Below are 11,777 nucleotides of genomic sequence, written 5' to 3' on the forward strand. Positions count from 1 at the left end.
CGCTCGACAACCAGCTCGAAATCGCGATGGACGCGCTGCGCTGCCCGCCGGGCGATGCGAGCGTCGAAAATCTTTCGGGCGGCGAGCGCCGTCGCGTGGCGCTGTGCCGCCTGCTGCTCGACAAGCCCGATATTCTGCTGCTCGACGAGCCGACCAACCATTTGGACGCCGAAAGCGTGGCCTGGCTCGAAAAGCATCTCGTCGATTATCCGGGCAACGTCATCCTCGTTACCCATGACCGGTACTTCCTCGACAATGTCGTCAACTGGATTCTCGAGCTCGATCGCTCGCGCTACTTCGTCTATGAGGGCAATTATTCGACCTATCTCGACAAGAAGGCGAAGCGGCTCGAACAGGAAGAGCGCGAGGACAAGGGCCGGCAAAAGGCGATCGCCGACGAGCTGGAATGGATCCGGCAGAGCCCCAAGGCGCGCCAGACCAAGTCCAAGGCCCGTATCAAGGCGTTCGACGAGCTGGTCGAGGCCCAGGAGAACCGCTCTCCGGGCAAGGCGCAGATCCTGATCCAGACGCCCGAACGCCTGGGCGGCAAGGTGATCGAGGCGAACGGCCTGACCAAGGCTTATGGCGACAAGCTGCTGTTCGAAGACCTGACCTTCAGCCTGCCGCCGGGCGGCATTGTCGGCGTGATCGGGCCGAACGGCGCGGGCAAGACGACTCTGTTCAAGCTGATCACCGGCCAGGAAGAGCCCGACGATGGCGACATCGCGATCGGCGAGACGGTGAAGCTTGGCTATGTCGATCAGAGCCGCGATGCGCTCGACCCCAATCACAATGTCTGGGAGGAAGTCTCGGACGGCCTCGATATCTTCACCTTCGGCAAGCATGAGGTGCAGACGCGGGCCTATGTCGGCGCCTTCAACTTCAAGGGCACCGACCAGCAGAAAAAGGTTGGCCAGCTATCGGGCGGCGAACGCAACCGCGTCCATATGGCCAAGATGCTGAAAGAGGGCGGCAACGTGTTGCTCTTGGACGAACCGACCAACGATCTCGACGTCGAAACCCTGCGTGCACTGGAAGAGGCGCTTGAAAGCTTCGCGGGCTGCGCCGTGGTCATCTCGCACGACCGCTTTTTCCTCGATAGGCTGGCCACGCATATCCTCGCATTCGAGGGCGATAGTCATGTCGAATGGTTCGAGGGCAATTTCGAAGCCTATGAAGAGGACAAGCGGCGGCGTCTCGGCGACGAGGCGGATCGGCCGCATCGGATGACGTATAAGAAGCTGACGCGGTAACGCAGGGGCCGCCACGGCGACCACGACTACATCAGCGACGCTTCGTAGATCAGGCCGACTGTCTCGCCGCCAGTCGTCTCCGCTTCGAGTGCAGTCCAGACGGCCGCGCATTCATAACCGCACAGGATCACACCGTCCTCACCGAGCGCGGTGATGCGATAGCGGCCTTCGGTTCGCGAGCAGCCATTGGCGGCGAGCGCAGTTTCGAAGGCGGTGGTTGCGATGAATTCGTCAGCGTCTTCTGTCTCGTAGTTCGGGATTGCCGCGACCGACGCATTCGCGGCGGCTAACGATGGGCAGATATAGGTTGGCGGTTCATAGCCGCCGCCAACCGGCACCGCCAGCATATCGCCATCGGCGTGATTCTGCAGCCAGCGCTCCAGCGGCGAACGCGGAAAAGCGTTATTGCCTGTTTCATCGACGATGCCGACTAGAGACACGCCTTCGCCGTTTACGCCTTCGAAGGCGATGACTTGTTCCGGTCCGTCCGCTTTGTCGAAGCTCCGGCGCATCAGCACGGTTTCGATAGTGATCGTGCCAACCTTGAGCGGGCCGCCCTGTACGCATCCGGTGGCTTCGAGACCTTCGAAGAAGAGCGGGATAATGTGCGTGTGGTTTCGCGGCGCAGGTGCGACCGCATAGAAATCGGTCAGCATCCGCTCCGCTGCGGAACGATCGGGACAGATCACCGTCGAATAGCCTTCGGGAATGTCGGTGTGCGCCGGAAGTGGAAGGGGTTCGGCTTGAAGAGCGACTGCGAGTAGTAGCGGTAACTGCATCATTTCGAATCTCCCTGCTTGCGCATCTTAGCGCAACCGCTTCACCCAGACCTGACCGTTCTCCCGCTTCTCCGTCGCGAAGTTCGGGATGTCCTCGATCAGATCGCTGAGCCGCGTGTAACCGTAGTTGCGGACGTCGAAGCTCGAGCGATTGCCCGCGCGCTGCCCTACGGCGCTTAAAGCCGCGAAGCCGTTTTCGTCGCGCTTGGCGGCGTCGTAAGCGTCGATGAGGAGGGCGACGATTTCCTCGTCCACCGTGCCTTTCTCGCCATTCGCGCCCGTGCTCTTCTGCTTCTCCGCCTTGATCAGCGCTTCGACATCGATGAAGCGCGTACAGGCCTGTTTGAAGGCGTCGGGCGTTTTCGCGGCGCCGAAGCCATAGACGGGCAGGCCGTCCTGCCGGATGCGCATCGCCATCGGCATGAAATCGCTGTCCGACGACATGATCCCGAACCCGTCGACGCGGCCGCCAAAGAGTAGGTCCATCGCGTCGATCGTCATCTTCATGTCGGTCGCGTTCTTGCCCTTGGTGATGTCGAACTGCTGCTGCGGCTCGATGCCGTAGCGGTGGAGCTTGTCCACCCAGTTCTTGAGCGCCTGTTTGCGCCAATTGCCGTACGCCCGGCGGATATTCACATTGCCGAGCTCGGCGAGCACGGTCAGCACCGGATCGATGCCCTGATGCGAGGCATTGTCGGCGTCTATGAGGAGGGCGATATTGGCGTTGTCGCGGTCATGATCGTTGGGCATGGGGGGTCTCTCTTTGCTCAGGCCGTGCGCGCGACGCGGGCCTGTTCGAATGTTTCGGTAATGGTATTCGCCGGTTCGCGGCCGAACAGGCTGACGAGGATTGCAACGAGACCGCAGACGATAAAGCCGGGCACGATCTCGTATATCAGCGACGACAGCGTAGCGCCCTCGGCCAGCACCGGCGCGTAGATCCAGAAAAGGACCGTAGCCGCGCCGGCGATCATCCCGGCGAGCGCACCGTTGCGCGTCATCCGGTCCCATGTGAGGCTGAGCAGGACGATCGGGCCGAATGCCGCGCCGAAGCCGGCCCAGGCGTTGGCGACAAGGCCAAGAACGTTGCTTTCAGGATTATAGGCGAGGGCGATGGCGACGAGGCTGACCGCGACGACCGAAAGCCGTCCGACGGTCACGAGCTCCGTCTGGCTCGCCTCTTTGCGCAGGAAGATCGCGTAGAAATCCTCGGTCAGCGAGCTGGAAGAAACGAGCAGCTGCGAGGAGATCGTGCTCATGATCGCGGCAAGGATCGCGGCCAGCAGGAACCCCGCAATCAGAGGGTGGAAGAGGATTTGCGAAAGCAGGATAAAGATGGTTTCGGGGTCATCGACAGCCAGGCCGTTCTGCGTCGCCCAGGCGAGGCCGATCAGGCCGGTCGAAAGCGCGCCGATCAGTGTAACCGCCATCCAGCTCATGCCAATATTGCGGGCGCGCGGCACCTCGGAGACGCTGCGGATCGCCATGAAACGCACGATGATATGGGGCTGGCCGAAATAGCCGAGGCCCCAGGCCATGGCCGAAATGATGCCGACCAGCGTCATCCCGCCGAACAGGTCGAGCAGGCCGGGATCGATGCCGGTGAGCGTCGTCTGCAGCCCGCTCATCCCGCCGATATCGGTCAGCGCGACGACGGGCACGAGGATCAACGCCACGAACATGATGCAGCCCTGCACGAAGTCCGTCATGCTGACCGCGAGAAAACCGCCGAACAGCGTATAGACGACGACCACGCCCGCCGTGATCCACAGGCCGAGCGCATAATCGGCCCCGAACGCGCTCTCGAACAGCTTGCCGCCCGCCACGACGCCACTCGACGTGTAGAGCGTGAAGAAGATCACGATCACGATCGAGGAGATGACCCGCAGCATGCGGCTCCTGTCTTCGAAGCGTTTTTCGAAATAATCCGGGATGGTAATCGCATCGTCGGCGATTTCGGTATGCACGCGCAGGCGCGGCGCGACAATCAGCCAGTTGGCGAGCGCGCCGATGAACAGACCGATCGCGATCCAACTCGCGCTCAGCCCGGAGACGTACATGGCGCCCGGCAGTCCGAGCAGCATCCAGCCCGACATATCGGACGCGCCCGCGGACAAGGACGCGACCGCCGGGCTGAGTTTTCGCCCGCCCAGCATATAGCCGGAAACGTCGTCGGTGGACGTGCGCCACGCATAGAGTCCGATGCCCAGCATCAGGACGAAATAGAGAGCAAGGGAGACGATCTGGCCGGTTTCCATGGCGTCAGCCTTTAGCAGCCGGATGAAACTTGGCTAGGGTTGCGGAGCGTTTCAGGCGGGATGAAATTCTTCGGTTTCGTTGTCCATGACGTGCAGTTCTCCCTCGGAAATCGCGAACCAGCAGCCATGCAGCTTGAGCGTGCCGTCCGCTTCATGCTCGGCGACATAGGGGAAGGTGCGCAGGTTGCGGATGCTGATCCGGATCGCCTCATGTTCGAGCGCGCGCTGCGCATCTATCGACGGGTCGGCCTTGCACCGTTCGATCACGCGGTCGCGGCCTTCGTCGATGATCCTGATCCAGTCGTCGATGAAACTCGGGCCGGGAGCGCCCCTGTCTTCGTTTTTCAGTGCAGCTGTGATGCCGCCGCATTTGCCATGGCCCATCACGACGATGTGGCGCACCTCCAGATCGACGACCGCGAACTCGATGGCGGCCGAGGCGCCGTGCAGGCCCTGACCGGGCTGATAGGGCGGTACGAGATTGGCGACGTTGCGCAGCACGAACATCTGACCCGGCACGGTATCGAAGATCGTCGCGGGGTCCACACGGCTGTCGCAGCAACCGATGACCATGACCGGCGGATGCTGGCCGTCATGATCGAGATTGTCGTAGCGGCGCTTCTGCGCGGTATAGTTGCCCGCGCGGAAACGGTAATAGCCGTCGATAAGCGCGCCGAACTCGGGCATCAGAAGCGTTCCCCGCGTACGACCTGCACATCCGAGACCGTGAGGAGCAGGCTGTGACTGTCGAGCTTGGGAGCGAGCGCATCCACCAGCGCGTCGGCCTTTTCCTCGGACGCGATCGTTAAGAAGAGCACCTTGTTCTCCGCGCCCGAAATCCGGTCGTTGCGCCAATTTCCGTGACGGCCCGATCCGGATTGCACCGGCACCAGCGAATAGCCGGCGATCCCGGCATCGGCTGCCGCGCGGATCGGCACCTGGGCGAGCGGCTTGTCGACCAGGATTTCGATACGCTTGCGGGTGACGGTCTCGACCATGATTATCCTATCGCCTGCGCCAGAGCGGCAAAGAGCGGAATGCCAAAAATGATGTTGAAGGGAAAGGTCACGCCGAGCGACATGGAGAGATAGAGTCCCGGATCGGCCTCCGGCAGCGCCATGCGCATCGCGGCGGGAACGGCGATATAGGAAGCGCTGGCCGCCAATACGCCGAGCGCTGCCGCCGAGCCGACATCCAGCCCGATCATCGTGCCGAGCACCGTCCCGATCGTACCGTTGATCAGCGGAAAGACGATACCGAGCGTAGTCAGTCGCACGGTCATCGCCCGGGCTTCGACAAGCCGCCGCGCCGCGACCAGTCCCATATCGAGCAGGAAGAAGCAGAGCACACCGGTGAACGGCACCTCGAAGAGCGGCGCGATCGGCTCGAATCCGGTCGGCCCCGCGATCAGGCCGATGAAGAAGCTGCCCATCAGCAGGACGACCGATGCGTTGAGCAGTACTTCGTGGATAAGCCCGCCACCATCGCCATTCTCGTCGCGCTTTTGGCCGCGCCGTGCCAGCATGAGTCCGCTGATGATCGCGGGCGTTTCCATCAGCGCCAGCACAGCGACCATATAGCCGGCCGGGCCCATCGACTGGCCGGTAAAGATTTCCGAGGCCGTGACGAAGGTGACGACGCTGACCGAGCCGTAATGCGCGGAGACTGCACCGGCGTTGACGCGGTCGAGCTTGCCGAACCCGGTCAGCAGGACATAGGCGAAATAGGGGATCAGGAAAGAGAGGGCGAGACCGGCGACCGCAGCCAGCGCGAGATCCGGCGTGAAACCTGATTCCGAAACCGCAACCCCGCCCTTCAGCCCGATCGCCGCCATCAGATAGAGCGACAGGCCTTTCGCGATGGCTTCGGGGATCGCGAGGTCCGAGCGCGCAAAAGCCGCGAGCATGCCGAGAATGAAGAACAGGATGACCGGCGAGGTCAGCGTGGAAATCACGATGTCCATGGCGCATCCGCCTATGGCAGCGTTCGCCTCTCATCAAGCCAATCTATCAACACGAACATGATCCGCCGGAACAGCTGTGTTCAGAGGTTGTTCGGAAGAAATCGCGCGATTATATGCCGTTAAGGAGGTCGCATGAACAAGATACAATTGCTGACAGCCGCTGTTGCGGTCGGCGCACTCGCTCTGAGCGGCTGTGTAAGCAGCCGGCCATTGGCAAGCGCGCAGCCGGTCCGGGTGGTGACATCGCCCGAGGGCGCGGTCGTCACCAGCGAATATGGCGATAGCTGCATGAGCCCGTGCGCAATCTGGCTGCCGACCGGGCGCGGCGGGTCGCTCGAAATCGCCATGGACGGGTACGGGACGGAGACGGTCGAAATCGGTAGTCGCTATAACGCGACCAGAGCCGCGAATGCCGAGCGCATCGATATAAACGATCGCTATCACGACTCCGATCCGGATGTCGTCGATGCGGCGCTCGGCGCGCTGTACCTGCTCACCAATCCCGGCGGCCCGCATCGCGAACTCGATACGGGTGAAGTTCACGTCTCGCTGTTCCCGCTGTCTCCGGCCGATGTCGATGGAGCTGAGGTCGCCCGATCCGAAGGTCGGCCTTTGACGGTATCGCGGGAAACGGATGCGCAGGGGACCGTGGTTTATCGTCTCTCCGAGTCCGAGATCGAGGAGATTCGCCGGCAGGCTTCATTGGCTACGGAACAGGAATAGCGCCGCGTTCGGATAGTCGGGCTGTCGGGACCGATACCGACTAGTCTGGAAATCCCGGCTATCGGTCGCTATTTGCAGCGCATGGATCAAGCGACTCTGCCAACCGCCCCGCACACGGCCAAACGCCAGCGCAAGCCCGACTGGATCAGGGTGAAAGCGCCGGTGGGCGAAACCTTCAACGAAACGCGCAAGTTGATGCGCGAGCTCAATCTCAACACGGTGTGCGAAGAGGCGGCTTGCCCGAATATCGGGGAGTGCTGGTCGAAGAAGCACGCGACGGTGATGATCCTCGGCGATGTCTGTACGCGCGCTTGTGCCTTCTGCAACGTCAAGACGGGGATGCCGTCTGCCGTCGATCCGCTCGAGCCCCAGCATACGGCGGATGCGGCCGCGAAGCTCGGCCTCGAACATATCGTTGTGACCTCTGTGGACCGCGACGATTTGCCCGACGGCGGCGCGAGCCAGTTCGTCAAGGTGATCGAGGCGCTGCGCAAGACGACGCCCAACACGACGATCGAGATCCTAACGCCCGATTTCCGCAACAAGTCTGAGGCAGCTGTCGAGGCGATCGTCGAAGCGCGGCCCGACGTGTACAATCACAATCTGGAAACGGTGCCGCGTCTCTATCCGACGATCCGGCCCGGCGCGCGCTACTACGCGTCGCTGCGCCTGCTCGAACAGGTCAAACGGCTCGATCCCTCGATCTTCACGAAGTCCGGCGTCATGCTGGGGCTCGGCGAAGAGCGGATGGAAGTGCATCAGGTGATGGACGACATGCGCTCCGCCGGCGTCGATTTCCTGACCATGGGTCAATATCTCCAGCCGACGCCGAAACATGCGAAGGTCGCCGATTTCGTCACCCCGCAGGCGTTCGACGCCTATGCCGGGATTGCGCGCGCGAAAGGCTTCTTGCTCGTTGCCTCGAGCCCGCTGACCCGGTCCAGCTATCATGCCGGTGACGATTTTGAAAAATTGCGCGCGGCGCGCGAAGCCCAATTGGCAAAGGCCTGACCGCGTATCGATGCCGCGCCATAGCGAAACCCGGCACGTTCCCTACACGGCCGAACAGATGTTCGATCTGGTGGCCGATGTCGGCCGCTATGCGGAATTCCTGCCATGGGTAGTCGCGACGCGCATCCGTTCGAACAGCGACACCGCGATGGTGGCCGATCTCGTCGTCGGCTTCAAATCGCTGCGCGAGACGTTCACATCAAAGGTGAACAAGCATCGACCGGAGAGAATTGCAGTCGATTATCTCGATGGGCCGCTCAAATATCTGCATAACGAATGGGGCTTCGGGCCTCATCCAGATGGCGGCTGCACGATCGAATTTTGCGTCGATTTCGCATTCCGCAGCCGTATGTTCGAAAGTCTGGCCGGGCAGGTGTTCGACAAGGCGCTCCGGAAAATGACCGACAGTTTCGAAGCCCGCGCGGACGCGCTCTACGGTGACAAGCGGACAAGCTATTCAGGCAGGAGCAGCTCGAGCGCCCACAGCGCCGCCTGAAGTCGTACGCCCGCGCGCCCGGTATTTTCGAACGACTGGCTGTAACTCTCCACATCCGCGCCGCGCACGGCGCGTCCGAACATGACCGTTCCGACGGGTTTCTCATCGGTCCCGCCGCCCGGACCGGCGACGCCGGTTAGCGAAACCGCGATGTCCGCGCCGCTGCGCTCCAGTGCGCCCGAAGCCATGGCTGCGGCAACTTGTTCCGAGACCGCACCGAATGTTTCGATGACATCTTCGTTTACACCGAGAAGGCAGCTCTTGGCCGTGTTTGCATAAGTTACAAAACCGGTTTCGAAGACGTCTGAAGATCCGGCGATCTCGGTCAGCGCTGCGCCGACCAGTCCGCCCGTGCAGCTCTCGGCGAGCGCGACCGTACGGCCTGCCTCGCGGTTGGCGTCGATCACGCGCCGGGCCAACTCGACCAGCGCATCGGGCAGCAGATTTTCGGGCGCGGGCATTGTCAGCCTGTTGCAGTCTCGCAAATCGCGAAGGGACCTGCCTCGTCAGGCTCATCGTCCCGGCTGCCGATCTCCATCAGCAGCACCAACAGGCTGGCGAAATTGCGCGAGGGCAGGGGCTCGATCACAGTGAATACGCGGTCCGCCGTCGGGCAGCTGTCTGCGTCGAGCATGTCGTTCATCGCGACGGCGATGCCCATCTCGAAGAGTCCGAGGACCAGTTCGCCGCCCGATTCTTCGGCAACCGGCGGCGGAGATTCGCCGTCGTTGAGAATGCGCAGTGCCACCGATGCCGCTTCGTCCCGCGCCATCTCGGCGGCGGGCGTGTACCGTTGCATGAGAGCATCGCTCCGAGCGGTCATCGCGCTATTGGCGGGAAGGAACGGCGCACATTGTTCGCCGACAGTCTCGATCACACTCGGCAACAGAGCCTGGACGACGGTTTCGGCTTCGCTGGTCGTGAGACAGGCAGGCTGCGCGGCGGCTTGCGCGGAAAGGCAAAGTATCGCCGCACCGGCGGCCAGTTTCTTGAGCGGCATTCTACTCTCCCCGTTCGCCGAGCGTTGCGACGGCCTGGGCGGCGATCCCTTCGCCCCGTCCGGTAAAACCGAGCTTTTCGGTCGTCGTGGCCTTCACGCTGACAGATTTCTCCGGAATCGCAAGAATGTCGGCAATCCGGGATCGCATCGCCGCCCGGTGCGGGCCGATCTTGGGCGCTTCGCAGATCAGCGTGACATCGACATGGTGGATGGTCATCGTGCGCGCCTCGGCGAGATCGCGCGCATGTTCGAGAAAGCGGTGCGAAGGGGCGCCTTTCCATTGCGGATCGCTCGGCGGGAAATGATCGCCGATATCGCCTTCGCCGAGCGCACCGAGGATCGCGTCGGTCAACGCGTGCAGTCCGACATCGGCGTCCGAATGACCGGCGAGCGCGCGGTCGTGCGGTATCTCGACACCGCACAGCCAGACATGATCGCCCTCGCCAAACGCGTGGACATCATATCCGAGGCCGGTGCGGGTTACAGCAGGGGAGGGCATGGCGAAATCCTCGGCAAAGGTGATTTTCTTGAGCGCCGGATCGCCTTCGACCAGCGCGACCCGATGTCCGGCGGCGCGGGCGATGGCGGCATCGTCGGTCGCCGGCTCTGCCGCATTCCAGTCGCGGTGCGCGGCGAGAATGGCGTCGAAGCGGAAAGCCTGGGGTGTCTGGATCGTGACGAATTCGGATCGGTCCACCGTGCTCCCGTCCGTGCGCGCGAGGCTGTCGACGACGGGCAGCGCGGGAATGGCGCCCGGATCGGTTTCGAGCGCCGCGACAAGCCGGTCGATAACGGCTTCGGGCGTAAAGGGCCGTGCGGCATCATGGATCAGTACGATATCCGCGCCGCCCTCCGCCGCGATGGCCTCCAGTCCGTTGCGCACCGACTGCTGCCGCGTCTCGCCGCCGATGACCGGCGCTCCGACCGATCGTTCGCCCACCGCATGGCGATAATGCGTCTCCTGGTCGCGGCCAATGACGACGCGGATGCTGTCGATTGCGGAATGCATAGCCAAGGCGTCGATGGCATGCGCCAACACCGGCTTTCCCCGAAACACGCGATATTGTTTCGGCGCGTCGCCGCCCGCGCGCTCGCCTTTGCCGGCTGCCACGATCACAGCAACGATAAGGGGTCGGTCAGCCATCCGCATCGCCTTAGCCGAGCGCTGCCTTGCCCGCCAACGGCTTTATGACTAGATGCGCGCCAGAAAGAGAAAGCCCGCTGAAACGCCGCATGACACAGCTCGCTCCCATATCCATCGGTCCGCTGACGATCGAAACACCGGTGATCCTGGCGCCCATGACGGGCGTTACCGACCGGCCGTTCCGCCGTCTCGTGCGCCGCTATGGCTCCGGGCTGAACGTCACGGAGATGATCGCCAGCCATGCGATGATCCGCGAAACGCGCCAGTCGCTGCAGAAGGCGGCATGGGATCCGATCGAGGAACCGGTCTCGATGCAGCTCGCAGGATGCGAACCTCAAGTGATGGCCGAGGCCGCGCGCTTGAACGAAGATCGCGGCGCGTCGATCATCGACATCAATATGGGCTGCCCGGTCAAGAAGGTCGTGAACGGCGATGCGGGCTCGGCCCTTATGCGCGATTTGCCGCTGGCCGCGTCTTTGATCGAAGCGACGGTGAAGGCCGTTAATGTGCCGGTGACCGTGAAGATGCGCACGGGTTGGGACGATAACAGCCGCAATGCGCCGGAACTCGCCCGGATTGCCGAAGATCTCGGCGCGCAGATGATCACCGTGCACGGCCGCACGCGCTGCCAGATGTACAAAGGACATGCGGATTGGGCGTTCGTGTCCGAGGTCAAACAGGCGGTCTCGCTGCCGGTGATCGTCAATGGCGATATCTGCTCGATCGAAGATGCCGAAGAAGCCCTGCGCCAGTCCGGCGCGGATGGGGTGATGGTCGGCCGCGGCGCATATGGTAAGCCATGGCTGCTCAGCCAGATGATGCATTGGTTCGAAACGGGCGAGCGCCGGGCCGATCCGTCGCTCGGCGAACAGTATCAGGTCATCGCCGGCCATTATCGCGACATGCTGGAACTGTATGGCGAGGATGTCGGCGTCAAAGTCGCGCGCAAGCATATCGGATGGTATACGAAAGGCCTGCCCGGATCGGCGGAATTCAGAAACCGCGCGAACCAGGAAATGGATCCGCAGTGCGTGCTCCAGATGCTCGCGGACTTTTTCGGGCCATCGATCGATCGCGCGGCCGCCTGAGCCCAAACACTTGCCGATTTGCGACAGACCGCCCGAATGAAGCGCTGCGATATCCTAGAGTC

14 protein-coding genes are annotated in these 11,777 nt (G+C 62.6%); 5 read left to right on the forward strand and 9 right to left on the reverse strand.

Annotation, left to right across the window (positions count from 1 at the left end):
• A partial coding sequence (gene ettA / locus ACTS1Z_RS16165; RefSeq protein WP_442625513.1) for an energy-dependent translational throttle protein EttA occupies positions 1 to 1,253 on the forward strand: 1,253 nt, incomplete at its 5' end.
• Positions 1,254 to 1,279: 26 nt separating this feature from the next.
• On the opposite strand, the gene ACTS1Z_RS16170 is transcribed toward ettA, so the two are convergent.
• The 6 genes from ACTS1Z_RS16170 to ACTS1Z_RS16195 are packed head-to-tail and all read right to left on the reverse strand — an operon-like array spanning position 1,280 to position 6,253.
• Positions 1,280 to 2,035 (reverse strand): hypothetical protein, encoded by a 756-nt coding sequence (locus tag ACTS1Z_RS16170; protein ID WP_442625514.1) that lies wholly within the window; start codon positions 2,033 to 2,035, stop codon positions 1,280 to 1,282.
• 24 nt (positions 2,036 to 2,059) lie between these two features.
• On the reverse strand, positions 2,060 to 2,782 hold the full coding sequence (locus ACTS1Z_RS16175) for an NYN domain-containing protein (protein ID WP_442625515.1): 723 nt from the start codon (positions 2,780 to 2,782) through the stop codon (positions 2,060 to 2,062).
• Positions 2,783 to 2,799: 17 nt separating this feature from the next.
• Positions 2,800 to 4,290: a sodium/proline symporter PutP gene (gene putP / locus ACTS1Z_RS16180; protein ID WP_442625516.1), complete on the reverse strand. Its 1,491-nt coding sequence runs from the start codon at positions 4,288 to 4,290 to the stop codon at positions 2,800 to 2,802.
• 51 nt (positions 4,291 to 4,341) lie between these two features.
• Entirely contained in the window at positions 4,342 to 4,977 is a 636-nt protein-coding gene (locus ACTS1Z_RS16185; RefSeq protein ID WP_442625517.1) for a carbonic anhydrase, read from the reverse strand.
• On the reverse strand, positions 4,977 to 5,288 hold the full coding sequence (locus tag ACTS1Z_RS16190; protein WP_442625518.1) for a P-II family nitrogen regulator: 312 nt from the start codon (positions 5,286 to 5,288) through the stop codon (positions 4,977 to 4,979). The genes ACTS1Z_RS16185 and ACTS1Z_RS16190 overlap by 1 nt, the downstream gene beginning before the upstream one ends.
• A 2-nt stretch (positions 5,289 to 5,290) precedes the next feature.
• Positions 5,291 to 6,253 carry a sodium-dependent bicarbonate transport family permease gene (locus tag ACTS1Z_RS16195; protein ID WP_442625519.1) on the reverse strand — a complete coding sequence of 321 codons (963 nt, stop codon included), beginning with the start codon at positions 6,251 to 6,253 and terminating at the stop codon, positions 5,291 to 5,293.
• Between the two features lie 132 nt (positions 6,254 to 6,385).
• Here ACTS1Z_RS16195 and ACTS1Z_RS16200 point away from each other — a divergent pair, with 132 nt between their 5' ends.
• The 3 genes from ACTS1Z_RS16200 to ACTS1Z_RS16210 all read left to right on the forward strand — a co-directional run bounded on the left by ACTS1Z_RS16200 (position 6,386) and on the right by ACTS1Z_RS16210 (position 8,483).
• Complete coding sequence (locus tag ACTS1Z_RS16200) at positions 6,386 to 6,976, forward strand: hypothetical protein (protein ID WP_442625520.1); 591 nt, start codon at positions 6,386 to 6,388, stop codon at positions 6,974 to 6,976.
• 81 nt (positions 6,977 to 7,057) lie between these two features.
• Positions 7,058 to 7,987 (forward strand): lipoyl synthase, encoded by a 930-nt coding sequence (gene lipA / locus ACTS1Z_RS16205; protein ID WP_442625521.1) that lies wholly within the window; start codon positions 7,058 to 7,060, stop codon positions 7,985 to 7,987.
• Positions 7,988 to 7,997: 10 nt separating this feature from the next.
• Positions 7,998 to 8,483, forward strand: coding sequence for a type II toxin-antitoxin system RatA family toxin (locus tag ACTS1Z_RS16210; protein WP_442625522.1), 486 nt, complete (start codon positions 7,998 to 8,000; stop codon positions 8,481 to 8,483).
• On the opposite strand, the gene ACTS1Z_RS16215 is transcribed toward ACTS1Z_RS16210, so the two are convergent.
• From ACTS1Z_RS16215 to ACTS1Z_RS16225, 3 genes are read right to left on the reverse strand one after another with little or no spacing between them, the layout of a single operon-like run.
• Positions 8,441 to 8,944 carry a CinA family protein gene (locus tag ACTS1Z_RS16215; RefSeq protein WP_442625523.1) on the reverse strand — a complete coding sequence of 168 codons (504 nt, stop codon included), beginning with the start codon at positions 8,942 to 8,944 and terminating at the stop codon, positions 8,441 to 8,443. The genes ACTS1Z_RS16210 and ACTS1Z_RS16215 overlap by 43 nt on opposite strands.
• 2 nt (positions 8,945 to 8,946) lie before the next feature.
• Entirely contained in the window at positions 8,947 to 9,483 is a 537-nt protein-coding gene (locus ACTS1Z_RS16220) for a hypothetical protein (protein WP_442625524.1), read from the reverse strand.
• A 1-nt stretch (position 9,484) separates the two neighbouring features.
• A complete protein-coding gene (locus tag ACTS1Z_RS16225) occupies positions 9,485 to 10,633 on the reverse strand; it encodes a bifunctional 2-C-methyl-D-erythritol 4-phosphate cytidylyltransferase/2-C-methyl-D-erythritol 2,4-cyclodiphosphate synthase (protein WP_442625525.1) in 1,149 nt (382 codons plus the stop codon).
• An 83-nt stretch (positions 10,634 to 10,716) separates the two neighbouring features.
• Here ACTS1Z_RS16225 and dusB point away from each other — a divergent pair, with 83 nt between their 5' ends.
• Positions 10,717 to 11,715, forward strand: a complete 999-nt coding sequence (gene dusB, locus ACTS1Z_RS16230) for a tRNA dihydrouridine synthase DusB (RefSeq protein ID WP_442625526.1) — start codon at positions 10,717 to 10,719, stop codon at positions 11,713 to 11,715.
• Positions 11,716 to 11,777 lie beyond the last annotated feature (62 nt).

Origin of the sequence: Parasphingopyxis sp. (genome assembly GCF_052168295.1) — a bacterium.
Lineage (GTDB): Bacteria > Pseudomonadota > Alphaproteobacteria > Sphingomonadales > Sphingomonadaceae > Parasphingopyxis.